16 protein-coding genes are annotated in these 17,111 nt (G+C 72.4%); 7 read left to right on the forward strand and 9 right to left on the reverse strand.

What is annotated here, in order from left to right; translation table 11 throughout:
• Positions 1 to 25 precede the first annotated feature (25 nt).
• Together ABZ576_RS16940 and ABZ576_RS16945 are read right to left on the reverse strand one after the other, a co-directional pair.
• The gene (locus tag ABZ576_RS16940) at positions 26 to 1,396 is read right to left on the reverse strand and encodes an ArsA-related P-loop ATPase (protein WP_360740848.1); all 1,371 of its coding nucleotides are present in this window, start codon (positions 1,394 to 1,396) and stop codon (positions 26 to 28) included.
• Positions 1,393 to 2,370, reverse strand: coding sequence for an ArsA-related P-loop ATPase (locus tag ABZ576_RS16945; protein WP_360740850.1), 978 nt, complete (start codon positions 2,368 to 2,370; stop codon positions 1,393 to 1,395). The genes ABZ576_RS16940 and ABZ576_RS16945 overlap by 4 nt, the downstream gene beginning before the upstream one ends.
• A 104-nt stretch (positions 2,371 to 2,474) precedes the next feature.
• Between ABZ576_RS16945 and ABZ576_RS16950 the strand changes: the two genes are divergently transcribed.
• The 4 genes from ABZ576_RS16950 to ABZ576_RS16965 all read left to right on the forward strand — a co-directional run bounded on the left by ABZ576_RS16950 (position 2,475) and on the right by ABZ576_RS16965 (position 4,897).
• Positions 2,475 to 2,645 carry a hypothetical protein gene (locus ABZ576_RS16950; protein WP_360740852.1) on the forward strand — a complete coding sequence of 57 codons (171 nt, stop codon included), beginning with the start codon at positions 2,475 to 2,477 and terminating at the stop codon, positions 2,643 to 2,645.
• Positions 2,642 to 3,106 carry a RidA family protein gene (locus tag ABZ576_RS16955; protein WP_360740854.1) on the forward strand — a complete coding sequence of 155 codons (465 nt, stop codon included), beginning with the start codon at positions 2,642 to 2,644 and terminating at the stop codon, positions 3,104 to 3,106. The genes ABZ576_RS16950 and ABZ576_RS16955 overlap by 4 nt, the downstream gene beginning before the upstream one ends.
• 70 nt (positions 3,107 to 3,176) lie before the next feature.
• Positions 3,177 to 4,070: an NUDIX hydrolase gene (locus ABZ576_RS16960; RefSeq protein WP_360740856.1), complete on the forward strand. Its 894-nt coding sequence runs from the start codon at positions 3,177 to 3,179 to the stop codon at positions 4,068 to 4,070.
• Positions 4,067 to 4,897 (forward strand): MBL fold metallo-hydrolase, encoded by an 831-nt coding sequence (locus tag ABZ576_RS16965; RefSeq protein ID WP_360740858.1) that lies wholly within the window; start codon positions 4,067 to 4,069, stop codon positions 4,895 to 4,897. The genes ABZ576_RS16960 and ABZ576_RS16965 overlap by 4 nt, the downstream gene beginning before the upstream one ends.
• A 123-nt stretch (positions 4,898 to 5,020) precedes the next feature.
• On the opposite strand, the gene ABZ576_RS16970 is transcribed toward ABZ576_RS16965, so the two are convergent.
• Entirely contained in the window at positions 5,021 to 5,695 is a 675-nt protein-coding gene (locus tag ABZ576_RS16970) for a Crp/Fnr family transcriptional regulator (RefSeq protein WP_014674022.1), read from the reverse strand.
• Between the two features lie 335 nt (positions 5,696 to 6,030).
• Between ABZ576_RS16970 and nth the strand changes: the two genes are divergently transcribed.
• The 3 genes from nth to ABZ576_RS16985 are packed head-to-tail and all read left to right on the forward strand — an operon-like array spanning position 6,031 to position 9,050.
• A complete protein-coding gene (gene nth, locus ABZ576_RS16975; protein ID WP_360740860.1) occupies positions 6,031 to 7,086 on the forward strand; it encodes an endonuclease III in 1,056 nt (351 codons plus the stop codon).
• A gap of 55 nt (positions 7,087 to 7,141) precedes the next feature.
• Positions 7,142 to 7,837, forward strand: a complete 696-nt coding sequence (locus tag ABZ576_RS16980; protein ID WP_360740862.1) for a CoA pyrophosphatase — start codon at positions 7,142 to 7,144, stop codon at positions 7,835 to 7,837.
• Between the two features lie 13 nt (positions 7,838 to 7,850).
• Positions 7,851 to 9,050, forward strand: a complete 1,200-nt coding sequence (locus tag ABZ576_RS16985) for a MarP family serine protease (protein ID WP_360740864.1) — start codon at positions 7,851 to 7,853, stop codon at positions 9,048 to 9,050.
• Positions 9,051 to 9,066: 16 nt separating this feature from the next.
• On the opposite strand, the gene ABZ576_RS16990 is transcribed toward ABZ576_RS16985, so the two are convergent.
• The 6 genes from ABZ576_RS16990 to ABZ576_RS17015 form a co-directional block, all read right to left on the reverse strand.
• A complete protein-coding gene (locus ABZ576_RS16990) occupies positions 9,067 to 9,246 on the reverse strand; it encodes a hypothetical protein (RefSeq protein WP_243769254.1) in 180 nt (59 codons plus the stop codon).
• A gap of 160 nt (positions 9,247 to 9,406) precedes the next feature.
• Entirely contained in the window at positions 9,407 to 10,342 is a 936-nt protein-coding gene (locus ABZ576_RS16995; RefSeq protein WP_360740866.1) for an alpha/beta hydrolase, read from the reverse strand.
• Positions 10,339 to 10,827, reverse strand: a complete 489-nt coding sequence (locus ABZ576_RS17000) for a phage holin family protein (RefSeq protein ID WP_360740868.1) — start codon at positions 10,825 to 10,827, stop codon at positions 10,339 to 10,341. The genes ABZ576_RS16995 and ABZ576_RS17000 overlap by 4 nt, the downstream gene beginning before the upstream one ends.
• Positions 10,828 to 10,951: 124 nt before the next feature.
• Positions 10,952 to 12,394, reverse strand: coding sequence for a Na+/H+ antiporter NhaA (gene nhaA / locus ABZ576_RS17005; protein WP_360740870.1), 1,443 nt, complete (start codon positions 12,392 to 12,394; stop codon positions 10,952 to 10,954).
• A gap of 206 nt (positions 12,395 to 12,600) precedes the next feature.
• The gene (gene acs / locus ABZ576_RS17010; RefSeq protein ID WP_360740872.1) at positions 12,601 to 14,556 is read right to left on the reverse strand and encodes an acetate--CoA ligase; all 1,956 of its coding nucleotides are present in this window, start codon (positions 14,554 to 14,556) and stop codon (positions 12,601 to 12,603) included.
• A gap of 92 nt (positions 14,557 to 14,648) precedes the next feature.
• A complete protein-coding gene (locus ABZ576_RS17015; protein WP_360740874.1) occupies positions 14,649 to 17,003 on the reverse strand; it encodes a SulP family inorganic anion transporter in 2,355 nt (784 codons plus the stop codon).
• Positions 17,004 to 17,111 lie beyond the last annotated feature (108 nt).

Genomic DNA, 17,111 nt, shown 5'->3' on the forward strand with positions numbered 1-17,111 from the left:
CGAGCCCTGGGTGTCCCGTGCGTGTCTACGCGTGCCCCGGCCGCCCGGTCGCCAGCCGGTCTCCGATGTCACGCAGGCCCGCCAGGTCGTGGACGTCGCCGGGCAGGGCCGGTACTTCGACCACCGCCACCTCGGGGTGGCGGGCGGTGAAGCGGTCACGCGTGCGCTGCTCACGCGAGAGCAGCTGCATGCGGTCGGCGTGCAGTCTCAGCAGGCCCGCGGTGAGCCGGTCGACGGAGTGCTCCGTGTCGGCGGGGGAGCCTTCTTCGGGAGCGGCGGCTGCGGCCTCGGATGCGGGAGATTGTGAACTGCCGTACGTGTCGGGAGAGTTACGAAGTCCAGCTTTCCCGCCCCCCTGATCCACAATGCGGGGGTCCTCAAGATTTTCCGCGGCGGCGAGCGCCCGCTCGGCCGACAGCCGGCCCGCGCCGCTGCCGTGCACCCGGTTGAGCACCAGCCCCACCAGAGGCATGTCCTCCGCGGCCAGCCGCTCCACGAAGTACGCCGCCTCGCGCAGTGCGTCCCGCTCCGGGGCCGCGACCACCAGGAACGCCGTGCCCGGTGCCTGGAGCAGCTTGTACGTGGCGTCCGCGCGCGTACGGAAACCACCGAAGGTGGTGTCCATCGCGGAGACGAACGTCTGGACGTCCTTGAGCAGCTGACCGCCCAGCAGTTTGCCCAGCGTGCCGGTCATCATCGACATGCCGACGTTCAGGAAGGCCATGCCCGCGCGGCCGCCGAGCTTCGCCGGAGCGGTCAGCAGGCGGATGAGCCGGCCGTCGAGGAAGGAGCCGAGCCGCTTGGGGGCGTCCAGGAAGTCCAGCGCCGAGCGGGACGGCGGGGTGTCGACCACGATCAGGTCCCACTCGTCCCTCGCCCGCAGCTGGCCCAGCTTCTCCATCGCCATGTACTCCTGCGTGCCCGCGAAGCCCGCCGAGAGCGACTGGTAGAAGGGGTTCGCCAGGATGGCCGCGGCCCGCTGCGGGTCCGCGTGCGCCTCCACGACCTCGTCGAAGGTCCGCTTCATGTCGAGCATCATGGCGTGCAGTTCGCCGTCGCCCTCGGTGCCCTTCACCCTGCGCGGGACGTTGTCGAGGGAGTCGATGCCCATCGACTGGGCCAGCCTCCTGGCCGGGTCGATGGTGAGGACGACCACCTTGCGGCCCCGCTCGGCCGCCCTGAGTCCCAGGGCCGCCGCGGTCGTCGTCTTGCCGACCCCGCCGGAGCCGCAGCACACCACGATCCGCGTCTTGGGGTCGTCCAGCAGCCGATCGACGTCGAGCGCGCGCACGGGGGCCAGGCGACGGGCCGTCTCCTGTGCCTCGGCCGGCCCCCGCCCCTCGGAGCCTTCCCGCCCCTCGGGGGCCTCCCGCGCCTCTGCCCGGTCCGCGCTCATGACAACCCCTGCCTTCGCAGCTCGGTGGCGAGTTCGTACAGGCCCGCGAGGTCCATGCCCTCGGCGAGCAACGGCAGTTCGTTCAGCGGCAGACCCAGTTCACCGAGGGCCGCGCGCTGCTCCTGCTCCAGCGCGTACCGCTCGGCGTACTCCGCGGCCTGCTCCAGCAGCGGGTCCACCAGCTTCTCGGCGTTCCCGCCCCGCCGGGCCCCGCCCAGACCGGCCGTCGAGAGCGCCTGTGCCACCGATGAACGATCCACGGTCCGTACGAGTTCCAGGTCGGCCGCGTCCAACACCTCCGGCCGGACCATGTTCACGATGACCCTGCCCACCGGCAACCGGGCCGCGCGCAGTTCGGCGATGCCGTCGGCCGTCTCCTGGACCGGCATCTCCTCCAGCAGCGTCACCAGGTGCACAGCCGTCTCCGGCGACTTCAGCACCCGCATGACGGCCTGCGCCTGATTGTGTATCGGGCCGATCTTGGCGAGGCCCGCCACCTCGTCGTTGACGTTCAGGAAGCGGGTGATGCGGCCGGTCGGCGGGGCGTCCATGACGACGTAGTCGTACGCGAACCGCCCGGAGCGGTCCTTGCGGCGCACCGCCTCGCACGCCTTGCCGGTCAGCAGGACGTCTCTGAGACCGGGCGCGATGGTGGTGGCGAAGTCGATCGCGCCGAGCTTCTTCAGGGCCCGGCCCGCGCCGCCCAGCTTGTAGAACATCTGGAGATAGTCCAGAAGGGCCAGTTCCGGATCGATGGCGAGTGCGTACACCTCCCCGCCGCCCGGAGCGACCGCGATCTTCCGTTCCTCATAGGGCAGCGCCTCGGTTTCGAAGAGCTGCGCGATGCCCTGGCGACCCTCGACCTCTACGAGAAGCGTCCGCTTCCCCTCGGTCGCGAGGGCCAGCGCGAGTGCGGCGGCGACCGTCGTCTTTCCGGTCCCGCCCTTGCCGCTGACGACCTGGAGCCTGCTCACGCCTTCGAGCCTAACCAGTCCGGCCGGCGGTCACGCGGGAGGCTGTGGATAACGGGCCGTGGTGGGCCGCCGGACCCCCGGGCCGCAGCGGCTACAGTCGCCCCATGACCAAGAAGTGGGAATACCAGACCGTGCCGCTGCTCATCCACGCCACGAAGCAGATCCTGGACAGCTGGGGCGACCAGGGCTACGAGCTCGTCCAGGTCGTGCCCGGGCCGAACCCGGAATCGCTCGTGGCCTACCTGAAGCGGGAGAAGCAGGAGAAGCAGTCGTGAGCACGGTCGAGGCCAAGCTGGCCGAACTGGGCCTGACCCTGCCGGAGGTCGTCCCGCCGCTGGCCTCGTACCAGCCGGCGGTGCGGTCCGGCGTGTACGTCTACACCGCCGGCCAGCTGCCGATGGTCGAGGGCAAGCTGCCGGTCACCGGCAAGGTGGGCGCCGAGGTCACGCCGGAGGAGGCCAAGGACCTGGCCCGCACCTGTGCGCTGAACGCCCTCGCCGCCGTGAAGTCCGTCGCCGGTGACCTGGACCGCATCGCGCGCGTGGTGAAGGTCGTCGGCTTCGTCGCCTCGGCGGCCGACTTCACCGGGCAGCCCGGGGTCGTCAACGGCGCGAGCGAACTGCTCGGCGAGGTCCTCGGCGACAAGGGCGTACACGCCCGCAGCGCGGTCGGTGTCGCGGTCCTGCCGCTGGACGCGCCGGTCGAGGTCGAGATCCAGGTGGAGCTCGCCCCGTAGGCCACCGCCGTCCCGCCGGCCGCCCCGGGCACCTCTCGAACATTCGCCCTATACGGGATAGCCTCCGGCCATGGCGAACGGTCAGTGGTATCCCCCCGAGTGGCCGGACCGCATCCGCGCGCTCGCGGACGGCACCCTCACCCCTGTGACCCCCAGGCGCGCGGCCACCGTGCTGCTCCTGAAGGACACCCCGGACGGCCCGGCCGTCCACATGCTGCGCAGACGCGCCTCCATGGCCTTCGCCGGAGGCGCGTACGCGTATCCGGGGGGCGGTGTCGACCCGCGTGACGACGACCGGCAGATCCGCTGGGCGGGCCCCGCGCGCGCGTGGTGGGCGAAGCGGCTGGGCGTCGACGAGGCGGGCGCCCAGGCGATCGTCTGCGCGGCCGTGCGGGAGACCTACGAGGAGGCCGGCGTCCTGCTCGCCGGGCCCGACCCGGACTCGGTCGTCGGTGACACCACCGGCGCGGACTGGGAGGCCGACCGCGCGGCCCTGGTCGCGCGCGAGCTGTCGTTCGCCGAGTTCCTCGACCGCCGCGGCCTGGTGCTCCGCGCCGACCTGCTGGGCGCCTGGACCCGCTGGATCACCCCGGAGTTCGAGGCCCGCCGCTACGACACCTGGTTCTTCGTGGCCGCCCTCCCGCAGGGCCAGCGCACCCGGAACGCCTCCACGGAGGCCGACCGCACGGTCTGGATCCGTCCCGCCGAGGCCGCCGCCGGGTACGACCGGGGCGAGCTGCTGATGATGCCGCCCACCATCGCCACCCTGCGCCAGCTGGTGCCCTACGGCACCGCCGCCGAGGCGCTGGCCGCCGCGCCCGCGCGCGACATGACCCCGGTGATCGCCCGCGCCCGCCTGCTGGACGGCGAGATCGTCCTGTCCTGGCCCGGGCACGACGAGTTCACCAAGCACGTCCCGACCGCTCCCGTGACCGCCGAGACGACCGGTGGAGGCCCCGCATGACCGACGCAAGCGTCCTGCCTGGCCAGCCCCGGGGCGGGGCCCTGACCGGCCCGGCCACCGAGCGGACGGTCAACGTCCTCGCGCCCAACGCCTCCGCGATGACCCTGGACGGCACGAACACCTGGATCGTCGCCGAGCCGGACTCCGACCTGGCCGTGGTGATCGATCCGGGCCCGCTGGACGACGGCCACCTGCGCAACGTCGTGGACGTGGCCGAGCGGGCGGGCAAGCGCGTGGCCCTGACCCTGCTCACCCACGGCCACCCCGACCACGCCGAGGGCGCCGGCCGTTTCGCCGAGCTGACCGGTACGCGCGTGCGTGCCCTCGACCCGGCGCTCCGGCTCGGCGACGAGGGCCTGGCAGCCGGCGACGTGATCACCGTGGGCGGCCTGGAGCTGAGGGTCGTACCGACCCCCGGGCACACGGCGGACTCGCTGTCCTTCCATCTCCCGGCCGACCGGGCGGTGCTGACCGGCGACACCGTCCTCGGGCGCGGTACGACGGTCGTGGCGCACCCCGACGGCCGTCTCGGGGACTACCTGGACTCCCTGCGCCGGCTGCGCTCCCTGACGGTGGACGACGGCGTGCACACGGTCCTGCCGGGTCACGGGCCGGTCCTGGAGGACGCCCAGGGTGCCGTCGAGTTCTACCTCGCCCACCGGGCCCACCGGCTGGCCCAGGTGGAGACCGCGGTCGAGGACGGTCACCGCACCCCGGCCGAGGTCGTCGCCCACGTGTACGCCGACGTGGACCGTTCGCTGTGGCCGGCGGCGGAGCTGTCGGTACGGGCCCAGCTGGACTACCTCAGCGAGCACGGGCTGATCTAGTCCGGGCTGGTCCGGGCGCACGCCCACCGTGCCGCGCCGGGGCCGGCCGTCGGCGCGCCGTCCGCACGGGGCACCGGTGACGGCCGTGGCCGGGGGCGCGCCGGTGGCGGCCCCCGGGGGCGGTCAGCGGGACCGCTTGGCGAGCCTCTCGACGTCCAGCAGGATCACGGCCCGCGCCTCCAGGCGCAGCCATCCGCGCTGGGCGAAGTCCGCCAGTGCCTTGTTCACGGTCTCGCGGGAGGCGCCGACCAGCTGGGCGAGCTCCTCCTGGGTGAGGTCGTGGACGACGTGGATGCCCTCTTCGGACTGCACGCCGAAGCGGCGGGAGAGGTCCAGCAGGGCGCGCGCCACCCGGCCGGGGACGTCGGAGAAGACCAGGTCGGACATGGCGTCGTTGGTCTTGCGCAGCCGGCGGGCGACGGCGCGCAGCAGGGCGCCGGCCACCTCCGGGCGGGCGTTCAGCCAGGGCTGGAGGTCGCCGTGGCCGAGACCGAGCAGCTTGACCTCGGTCAGCGCGGTCGCGGTGGCCGTACGCGGGCCCGGGTCGAACAGCGACAGCTCACCGATCAGCTCGCCGGGGCCGACGACGGCGAGCATGTTCTCGCGGCCGTCGGGGGAAGTGCGGTGCAGCTTGACCTTGCCTTCGGTGACGACGTACAGCCGGTCCCCGGGGTCGCCCTCGTGGAACAGGGAGTCGCCGCGTGCGAGGGTCACCTCACTCATGGAGGCGCGAAGCTCCGCGGCCTGCTCGTCGTCGAGAGCCGCGAAGAGCGGGTTGCGCCGCAGAACGTCGTCCACGAGTTCTCTCCTTGTCGACCTGCTCAGGGGATCTTGCTCCCCCGTGTGCCAGGGGACCGTGTTCCCCATTTTGCCGGACGGTCCAAACAGTGTGATCTGTCACAAGGATGCCGCACCGGTGTCCGGGGGTAAGCGGCAGGGGTCCGATCGGGGGCTGATCTTCCGGGTCCGGGGCGGATGCCGGTGCCGGGCTCTAGGCTGGCCGGGTGTCCAAAACGCCGGTGAGAGCACAGGCCAAGGGGGCTGGGCGGGTGGTTGTACGTCGCGATTCCGCTGTGGGCGAACGCACTCCCGAAGGAAGTAGTAAAACGCGCAAATCGGCTAAAAGGACTCCCGTGGTGACCAAGAAGACCGCAGCGGCCAAGAAACCCGCCGCAGCGCCCAAGAAGGCTCCGGCGGCGGCCGAGAAGACCGCAGCGGCCGAGAAGACCGCGGCGGCCGAGAAGACCGCGGCGGCCGAGAAGACCGCGGCGGCCAAGAAACCCGCCGCAGCGCCCAAGAAGGCTGCGGCGGCGGTCAAGAAGACCGCAGCGGCCAAGAAGACCGCGGTGGTCAAGGAGGGTGCGGCGGTCAAGGAGGCCGCGGCCGTCAGGAAGGTCGCCGTCGAGTCGCCGGCCGGGGAGTCCCGTACCGCCCTGGTCCGCCGCGCCCGCCGCATCAACCGCGAGCTGGCCGAGGTGTATCCGTACGCCCACCCCGAGCTGGACTTCGAGAACCCCTTCCAGCTGGTGGTCGCCACCGTGCTGTCGGCGCAGACCACCGACCTGCGCGTCAACCAGACCACCCCGGCGCTGTTCGCCAAGTACCCCACCCCCGAGGACCTCGCCGCCGCCAACCCGGAGGAGGTGGAGGAGATCCTGCGCCCCTGCGGCTTCTTCCGGGCCAAGACCCGGTCGGTGATAGGGCTGTCCAAGGCCCTCGCCGAGGAGTTCGGCGGCGAGGTGCCCGGCAGACTGGAGGACCTGGTCAAGCTGCCGGGCGTCGGCCGCAAGACCGCTTTCGTCGTCCTCGGCAACGCCTTCGGCCGGCCCGGGATCACCGTGGACACCCACTTCCAGCGGCTGGTGCGGCGCTGGCAGTGGACCGCGGAGACCGATCCCGACAAGATCGAGGCCGCCGTCGGCGCGCTCTTCCCGAAGAGCGACTGGACGGACCTGTCCCACCACGTCATCTGGCACGGCCGCCGGATCTGCCACGCCCGCAAGCCCGCCTGCGGCGCCTGCCCCATCGCCCCGCTCTGCCCGGCCTACGGCGAGGGCGAGACCGACCCGGAGAAGGCGAAGAAGCTGCTGAAGTACGAGAAGGGCGGGTTCCCCGGCCAGCGGCTGAAGCCCCCGCAGTCCTACCTCGACGCGGGCGGCCGGCCGGCACCGCCGCTGGGGGCCGCGTGACGGAACGATCTCGGGGCCCTCGCGCGTTGGAGAGGACAGAGCGACGGGGGTGGCGATGACGAAGGCAAGCGACACTCAGGGCGGTCCGGTGACGCTCAGCAAGGAAGGTCTGCCCCACTGGCTGGACCCCGTCGTGCGGGTCGCCGAGACGGTCGAGCCGCGCCAGCTGAGCCGATTCCTGCCGCCGGAGAACGGCTCGGGGCGGCAGTCGGCCGTGCTGATCCTGTTCGGCGACGGCGAGCGCGGCCCCGAGCTGCTGCTCATGGAGCGTGCCGGCTCGCTGCGCTCGCACGCCGGCCAGCCCTCCTTCCCGGGCGGCGCGCTGGATCCACAGGACGGCGATCCGCAAGGCGAGGGGCCGCTGCGGGCGGCGCTGCGCGAGGCCGAGGAGGAGACCGGTCTCGACCCGGCCGGCGTGCAGCTCTTCGGTGTGCTGCCCCGGCTGTACATCCCGGTCAGCGGCTTCGTCGTCACCCCCGTGCTCGGCTGGTGGCGCGAGCCCAGCCCGGTCGGCGTCGTCGACCCGAACGAGACCGCGCGGGTCTTCACCGTCCCCGTGGCGGATCTCACGGATCCCGCCAACCGCGCCACCGCCGTCCACCCTCGCGGCCACCACGGCCCGGCCTTCCTGGTCGAATCGGCCCTGGTCTGGGGCTTCACCGCCGGTGTGATCGACCGTCTGCTGCACTTCGCGGGCTGGGAGCGGCCCTGGGACCGGCGCAAGCAGGTCCCGCTCGACTGGCACGCATGACAGGGTGTCGTACGTGAACGTGCTGGACATCCTCTTGCTGGTCGCGGCCGTGTGGTTCGCGGTGGTGGGTTACCGCCAGGGCTTCGTCGTCGGCATCCTGTCGGTGATCGGCTTCCTGGGCGGCGGGCTCGTCGCCGTGTACTCGCTGCCCGTCATCTGGGACGCCGTGACCGACAAGGCGGAGGTCGGCACCACCGCCGCGGTCGTGGCCGTGGTGGTCGTCATCGTCTGTGCCTCCGTCGGCCAGGCCCTGACCACCCACCTCGGCAACAAACTGCGCCGGTACATCACCTGGTCCCCGGCCCGCGCCCTGGACGCCACCGGCGGCGCGCTGGTCAACGTCGTCGCGATGCTCCTGGTCGCCTGGCTGATCGGCTCCGCCCTGGCCGGTACGACGCTGCCGACGCTCGGCAAGGAGGTCCGCAGCTCCAAGGTGCTCCTCGGGGTGTCCCGGGCGCTGCCCGCGCAGGCCGACACCTGGTTCGCGGACTTCTCCTCCGTCCTCGCGCAGAACGGCTTCCCGCAGGTCTTCAGCCCGTTCTCGGACGAGCCGATCAAGGACGTGCAGCCGCCGGACCCGGCCCTGGCGAACAGCCCGGTGGCCTTCCGCGCCCAGCGCTCCATCGTCAAGGTCACCGGCACCGCCCAGAGCTGCGGCAAGGTCCTGGAGGGCACCGGCTTCGTCTTCGCCGACCGCCGCGTGATGACCAACGCGCACGTCGTCGGCGGCGTCGACGCGCCGAGGGTGCAGATCGGCGGCCAGGGCCGCAAGTACGACGCCAAGGTCGTGCTGTACGACTGGAAGCGCGACATCGCCGTACTCGACGTACCGGACCTGAAGACGACCGCGCTCCGGTTCACCACCGAGGACGCGGCCGGCGGCGACGGCGCCATCGTGGCGGGCTTCCCGGAGAACGGCTCGTACGACGTGCGCGCCGCGCGCGTGCGCGGGCGCATCACGGCCAACGGCCCGGACATCTACCACCGCGGCACGGTCCGCCGCGATGTCTACTCGCTGTACGCCACCGTCCGCCAGGGCAACTCCGGCGGCCCGCTGCTCACCCCGGACGGCAAGGTGTACGGCGTGGTGTTCGCCAAGTCCCTCGACGACGCGGACACCGGCTACGCCCTGACGGCGGACGAGATCGAAGCCGACATCGAGCGGGGGCGTACGGCGAACCAGCAGGTGGGTACGGACAGCTGCGCCCTGTGAGGCGAAGGGGCGGTGGTCAGCCCCGCGGGTGACGCAGGCGCACCGAGACCCAGCGGGCCCGGCGGCGCAGGATGCGCGGGATCCCCACCCTCGGGTCCGCTACCGCGAGTTGCGGGGTGCCTCGCTGAGGCGTGCTCAGGCCCGTGGCCGAGCGGCGGTTGCGGGGTGCGTCACTGTAGTCGTGCGTCCAGCCCATACCCCGACGTCTGCCCCCGCCCCAAGGTCCATAACCGCCCGCGCGCCCCCTATTTGGCCTATGCGGCGGGCATGTGGCCGTCCGGGGAACAGGTGTTCCGCGATCGCGTGCCCCGGGCGCCCTCCGGCGGCGCGGCGGCAGGCGTCCGGCGCCGTACGGCCTACCTGTCCGGCTCGGGGTCCTTCAGCCAGTTGATCAGCTCGCTGGAGAAGGCGGCCGGGTCCTCCTCGTGCGGGAAGTGTCCGAGGCCGTCGAACAGCCGCCAGCGGTAGGGGGCTTCGACGTACTCGCCGGACCCTGCCGCACTGCGCGTGCGCGTCACCGGGTCCAGCGAGCCGTGCAGATGCAGGGTGGGCACCCGCACCGGCCGCTTCATCCGGCGGTAGAACTGCACGCCGTCCGGGCGGGCCAGCGAGCGCACCAGCCAGCGGTACGGCTCGATCGCGCAGTGCGCCGTGGAGGGGATGCACATCGCCCGCCGGTACGCCTCCACGTCCGCGTCCTCCGGCAGTCGCGGCCCGGACCAGTCCCGGATCAGCCGGCCCACCAGCGCGCCGTCGCCGGCGGTCAGTTGACGCTCCGGCAGCCACGGCCGCTGGAAGCCCCAGATGTAGGAGTTGGCGGCCGTCTGCCGGGCGTCCCGCAGCATCGCCGCGCGCCAGCGCCGCGGGTGCGGCATGGAGACCACGGCGAGGCGCCGGACCAGCTTGGGCCGCATGGCCGCCGCCGTCCACGCCAGGTAGCCGCCGAGGTCGTGGCCGACCAGTGCGGCGTCCGGCTCGCCGAGGGAGCGGATCACCCCGGTGACGTCCAGGGCGAGGTTGGCGGGGTCGTACCCGCGGGGCGTGCGGTCGCTGCCGCCGACGCCCCGCAGGTCCATCGCCACCGCCCGGTAGCCCGCGTCGGCGAGCGCGACCAGCTGGTGCCGCCACGTCCACCAGAACTGCGGGAAGCCGTGCAGGAGCAGCACCAGGGGACCGTCACCCAGCTCGGCGATGTGGAAGCGGGCGCCGTTGGCGGCGACGTCCCGGTGCGTGATCGGCGTCCCGTCCGGGAGGTCGATCCGCACGGGGGAGAGGGCGGCGGGGTCCGTCATGACGACGAGCGTGCCACAGCCTCGATGGCCTCGGGCGCCCGGTTCTCGGGCAGCTCGGGGCGCGGGTGCGGTTTGGCGTTCTGGAGGACGCCCGCCGTCTCCTTCATCGAGGCGGCCACCTTCTGCGGACCCTGGCCCCGCTTGGCCTTCTTCGCGAACGTCACGCCGATGAGCGCGAGGAGGCCGGCGACCAGCACGTTGGCCGCGAAGGACAGCACGAAGCAGATCGCCAGGTTCCAGTGGGTCCAGGTGCGGATGCCGTACGCGAGCGCGAAGTTGAGCATCGGCAGGGAGAACACCAGGACCGCGCCCGCCATCGAGAAGGCGCCGCCGCTCATCGCGCCGCGCTTCACGTCCTGCTTCAGCTGGGCCTTCGCCAGCGCGATCTCGTCATGCACCAGCGCCGACAATTCGGTCGTCGCCGAGGCGACCAGCTGGCCGATGCTGCGTTCGGCGCCGACCGGGCTGCCGTCGGGTGCGCTCATCGCGTTCTCCCTCAGAGGTCTCTCGTGCCGCTCGTGTGCTGCTGCGGACGGCCGTGTGCTCGTACGGCCGTCCGTGCAGCCGTCGGGTGTGTGCGGCCGTCTTGTTTTGTACCGTCTCGTCAGATCATGCCGGACGGTCGCGCTCCTCGCCTGCCCCGCCCGGTACTTCCGCAAGCCCGTTTCGCGCCCCGGCCGCCCGCTCGGCGGCGAGACGCCGGTGTTCGGCGGCCTTCCGCTCGTGGATCTCTGCCATCCGGAGGTGGTACGCCGGGTCGTCCTGCTCGTAGATATCCGGAATGCCGTCGAGGTCCTCGTCGCGCTCCTCGTCCTCGCACAGCCTGCGGTACCGGGTGTCGCGTATCTTCAGCAGCACCGTCGCCCACACCGCCGCGATGAGCGACCCGGTCAGGACGGCCGCCTTCACCTCGTCGGTGAGCACGGTGTCGCCCTCGAAGGCCAGCTCGCCGATGAGCAGCGAGACCGTGAAGCCGATGCCGGCGAGCGACGCCACCGCGAAGACGTCGGCCCATTCCAGGTCCTCGCTGAGCTGCGCGCGGGTGAAGCGGGCGGTCAGCCAGGTGCCGCCGAAGATGCCGACCGTCTTGCCCACGACCAGGCCGAGCACGACACCGAGCGTCTCCGGCCTGGTGAACACGTCCCCGAGCGCCCCGCCGGATATCGACACACCCGCGCTGAACAGCGCGAACAGCGGTACGGCGAGCCCTGCCGAAAGGGGCCGCACCAGGTGCTCCAGGCGCTCGCCCGGCGAGTGCTCCTCACCCTCCCGGGTGGTGCAGCGCAGCATCAGGCCCATCGCCACACCGGCGATCGTGGCGTGCACGCCGCTGTTGTACATCAGCGCCCAGATGACGACGGCGAGCGGTACGTACACGTACCAGCCGCGCACCCCCCGGCGCAGCAGCAGCCAGAAGACCACGAGACCGGCGACGGCCCCGCCGAGCGCGGCGAAGTCCAGCCGGTCGGTGAAGAAGACCGCGATGATCAGGATCGCGAAGAGGTCGTCGACGACCGCGAGGGTGAGCAGGAAGGCGCGCAGGGCACTGGGCAGCGAGGTGCCGATGACCGCGAGGACGGCGAGCGCGAAGGCGATGTCGGTGGCGGTGGGCACCGCCCAGCCCTGGGCGGAGCCGCCGCCGGCGAGGCTGGTGAGGGTGTAGACGAGTGCCGGTACGGCCATTCCGCACAGCGCCGCCACCACGGGCAGCACGGCCGCCCTGGGGTCGCGCAGGTCGCCCGCGACCAGCTCGCGCTTGAGCTCGATGCCCGCGACGAAGAAGAACACGGCGAGCAGGCCGTCCGCGGCCCAGTGGGCGACGGAGAGGTGCAGACCGAGGTCGGCGGGGCCGAAGTGGAAGTGGCTGACGGTGGTGTAGCTGTGCCGCAGTGCGGGGATGTTCGCCCAGGCCAGCGCGGCCAGGGCGGCGAGGAGCAGCAGGACACCGCCGACGGTCTCGGCGCGCAGCGCGTCCGCGACGAAGGTGCGCTCGGGCAGGGACAGGCGGCCGAGGACCTTGCGGGGGGTGGTGCGGGCGCGGGGCGCGGTCACGGGAGACCTCCGGAGGCAGGCGGAACTCACATGCCGACCAGACTTCCCGGCGCACCTGTGTGCCGCGTACAGCGGCACTTTGCTTAGTTTACCTAAGCTGGCGCGCGCCGGTATCGGTGATCTTCACCGTAGCCGCCCGCTGGGCACCCGGCACGTCCGGCGGCCGGGTGCCCCGTGCGGTGCGGCTCAGTCCCGCGCGGGTGTACTCAGTCCTCGCTGGGCGCCGCGGGGAGCTTGGTCTGGATCAGGTCCATGACCGTGGAGTCGGTCAGCGTCGTGACGTCACCGAGCTGGCGGTTCTCGGCGACGTCCCGCAGCAGGCGGCGCATGATCTTCCCGGAGCGGGTCTTGGGCAGCTCCGCGACCGGCAGGATCCGCTTGGGCTTGGCGATCGGGCCGAGTGTGGCGCCGACGTGGTCGCGCAGTTCGCCGACGAGCGTCTCGGTTTCCGACGCCGTGCCGCGCAGGATGACGAACGCGACGATCGCCTGGCCGGTGGTCTCGTCCGCGGCGCCGACGACCGCGGCCTCGGCGACCGACGGGTGCGAGACGAGCGCCGACTCCACCTCGGTGGTGGAGATGTTGTGCCCGGAGACGAGCATCACGTCGTCCACCCGGCCCAGCAGCCAGATGTCCCCGTCGTCGTCCTTCTTCGCACCGTCGCCGGCGAAGTACCTGCCCTCGAAACGGGACCAGTAGGTGTCGATGAACCGCTGGTCGTCGCCCCAGATGGTGCGCAGCATGGACGGCCACGGCTCGGTCAGCACCAGGTAACCGCCGCCGCCGTCGGGTACCTCGGAGGCCTCGTCGTCGACGACGGTCGCGCTGATGCCGGGCAGCGGACGCTGCGCCGAACCGGGCTTGGCGTCGGTGACGCCGGGCAGCGGCGAGATCATCATGGCGCCGGTCTCGGTCTGCCACCAGGTGTCCACGACCGGCGTCCGGTCGGCACCGATGTGCTTGCGGTACCAGACCCAGGCCTCGGGGTTGATCGGCTCGCCGACCGAGCCCAGGACGCGCAGGCTGCTCAGGTCGAACTTGGCGGGGATGTCGTCACCCCACTTCATGAACGTCCGGATCGCGGTCGGCGCGGTGTAGAGGATCGTCACCTTGTACTTCTGCACGATCTCCCAGAAACGGCCCTGGTGCGGGGTGTCCGGCGTGCCCTCGTACATCACCTGTGTCGCGCCGTTGGCCAGCGGGCCGTACACGATGTACGAGTGCCCGGTGACCCAGCCGACGTCGGCCGTGCACCAGTACACGTCCGTCTCCGGCTTGAGGTCGAACACCGCCCAGTGGGTGTAGGCCGCCTGGGTGAGGTAGCCGCCGGAGGTGTGCAGGATGCCCTTCGGCTTCCCCGTCGTCCCCGAGGTGTAGAGGATGAACAGCGGGTGCTCGGCCTCGAACGCCTCCGGGGTGTGCTCGGCGGACTGCCGCCCCACCAGCTCGTGCCACCACACGTCCCGCTCGCCGTCCCAGGCCACCTCCTGGCCGGTACGGCGCACCACGAGCACGTGCTCGACGTTGTCCACCTTGCCGATCGCCTCGTCCACGGCCGGCTTGAGCGCGGACGGCTTGCCGCGCCGGTAGCCGCCGTCGGCGGTGATGACGACCTTGGCGTCCGCGTCCTGGATCCGGGTCGCGAGGGCGTCCGCCGAGAAGCCGCCGAAGACCACCGAGTGCGCCGCGCCGATCCGGGCCGCGGCCAGCATCGCGATCGCCGTCTCCGGGATCATCGGCATGTAGACGGCGACGCGGTCGCCCTTCCGTACGCCCAGCTCCAGCAGGGCGTTGGCGGCCTTGGAGACCTCGTCCTTCAGCTCCGCGTAGGTGATCGCGCGGCTGTCGCCGGGCTCACCCTCGAAGTGGATGGCGACACGGTCCCCGTGCCCGGCCTCCACGTGCCGGTCCACGCAGTTGTACGCGACGTTCAGCTCGCCGTCCTTGAACCACTTCGCGAACGGCGGGTTCGACCAGTCCAGCGTCTCGGTCGGTTCCTTGGCCCAGGCCAGCCGGCGGGCCTGCTCGGCCCAGAAGCCGAGCCTGTCAGCCTTGGCCTGTTCGTACGCCTCCGCGGTGACGTTGGCATGCGCGGCCAGGTCGGCGGGCGGCGCGAACCTGCGTTCTTCCTTGAGCAGGTTGGCCAGGCTCTCGTTGCTCACGACATCTCCCTTTCGAAGGGTGTCCGTTGTGTCCCAGGCCACACCTCATCAGACGCGGGGTGCCGATGACAAGGGTCGGCCGGAAAATTGGTTTAGACCTGTCCGGAGCTCGTCACGCGCGCCCGTCCGCGAGCCTGTCCGCCTCCCTCGGTTTCTTCCCTGACCTCCTCGAACACCATTGCCCCGTCCGCTTCCGCGAGCAGGTAGGCCTGCGCCTCTCCCACGTGGAAGTACATGCCGTGCAGCTCCAGTTCTCCCTCGGCCAGCGCCCGGGCGACCGGACCGTGCGCCCGCAGGTGCGCCAGCTGCTGGACCACGTTGGTCAGGCACAGCCGCTCCACCGCGTCCGTGGGGGCCCGGCCGGCCAGCCGGGGCCCGCCGGGCCGGCCGGCCGCCACCCGCGCCAGACTCGGCAGCCCGTGCCGCAGCCACCGCCGCAGCGGGGTCTGCCCGCCCTCCTCGTGGCCGGACCCCGCGGCCAGCAGCGCCTGCATCGCCCCGCACCCGGAGTGCCCGCACACGGTGACAGAGCGCACGCCGAGCACCTCCACCGCGTACTCGATGGCGGCGGCCACCGAGTCGTCACCGTGTTCCTCGCCCGGCGGCGGCACCAGGTTGCCGACGTTGCGGACGACGAACAGGTCTCCCGGACCGCTGGCCGTGATCATCGATGTGACGAGCCGGGAGTCGGCGCAGGTGAGGAAGAGCTGGGCGGGACGCTGGCCCTCCCGGGCCAGCCGGGCCAGCTCCTCCCGCACCAGCGGTGCGGTGTTGCGCTGGAACGAGCTGATGCCACGTGCCAGTTCGTGCGCGGCCTCCCCGCCCGCCGGTGCGGTGGGTGCTCCGGCGAAGCAGGCCCGGTGGTTGCGCCAGGGCGTCCAGGGCCGGCACCGGCACCCGGCGGCCGGGGCCTGACCGTCGGTCCGGATCCCACCGCGCCGGCCCGCGAGCTCGGCCGTGCCCCCTCGCGCGGTGTGGGCACTGCGCCAGTCCTGCAGCGACTCGTACGCCGCGTGGTCCATGAACGAACTGTCCAACTCCACCACGACGTGGGCGCCTTGGGGTACGAGATGCAGGGTCCTGCTGAGCCGGGGCACCGCGAGGAAGGTCAGCTGGCCTCGGACGCGTACGTGATGGACTCCTTCCTTCTCTTCGTGGGTGATGCGGGTGCGGGCGAGGCGGTTCAGGGCGACGGCGACCGCCACGGCGATTCCGAGGAGCACGCCCTGCAGGACGCCGAGGAGCACCACGCCGAGTGTGGTCGCGGCGTAGACCGGCACTTCCCGGTGGCGCGTCACCGTGCGGATGTGGTGCAGGGACACCATCTGGATACCGACGGCCATCACCAGGGCGGCGAGGGAGGCGAGGGGGATCTCCTCCAGAACCGGGACCATCAGCAGCGCGGCGACTACTACGAGAACGCCGTGCAGCATCGTGGAGTTCCGGCTGACGGCACCCGCATTCACATTCGCGGTACTGCGCACCGCGACCCCGGCGACCGGCAGCCCCCCAAGCGCTCCGGAGACCATGTTGGCGGCGCCCTGGCCCAACAGCTCCCGGTCCAGGTCGGACCGGCCGACGCGGGACTGCGGGCCGGGGCGGGCGGCGACCAGCTTGTCCACGGCGACCGCGCCGAGCAGCGACTGCACGCTGCACACCAGGGTGGTGGTGAGCACGGCGGCCACGACCCCGAGCGCCGGACCCTCGGGCAGCCCGGCCAGGGCGTGACTGTGCCAGGACGGCAGCTCCACCCGGGGCAGGGACAGGCCGGCGAGGGAGGCGGTCGCGGCGGCCGCGGTGACGGCGACGAGCGCGGCCGGAACCGTGCGCAGCAGCCGGCCCGCACGGCCGGGCAGCCGTGGCCAGGCCAGCAGCAGGGCGAGGGTCAACGCGCTCATCGAGACGGCGGCCGGGTGCAGGTCGGCCAGTTGGGCCGGCAGGTCGCGCACATTGGCGAGGACGGAGCTGTCCGGGCTTCCGCCGAGGACGATGTGCAACTGGGCGACGGCGATGGTGATGCCGATGCCGGCGAGCATGCCGTGCACCACGGCCGGGCTGACCGCGAGCGCGCCGCGGGCCACCCGCAGACAGCCGAGGCCGAGCTGGGCGAGGCCGGCGAGGACGGTGATGCCGCAGGTGGCCCGCCAGCCGAAACGGTGGATCAGGTCGGCGGTGACCACGGTCAGGCCGGCGGCGGGCCCGCTGACCTGGAGGGGGCAGCCGCCGAGCCGGCCGACGACGAGGCCGCCGACCGCGGCGGCGACCAGGCCCGCCTGGAGCGGGGCGCCGGTGGCGAGGGCGATGCCGAGGGAGAGCGGCAGGGCGATCAGGAAGACCGCAACGGCCGCGGACAGGTCGGCGCCCTCGATGCGGAGGCGTCGGCGTCTCGGTCCGGGGTGGTGCGGCGGGCGGGAGTGCTGGGTGTGAGGGGGCGCGCAGGCTGGCATGTTCCCGTCTCCTCCGGGCGGCGCGGTCGCGGACTGGGGGTGCCCGCTGGGGTGGGCGGACTCGGTCGCGGCCGTGGGTCACGGCGTGCATGGCGGGATCAACTCTCT

Source organism: Streptomyces sp. NPDC013455, assembly GCF_040632975.1.
Lineage (GTDB): Bacteria > Actinomycetota > Actinomycetes > Streptomycetales > Streptomycetaceae > Streptomyces.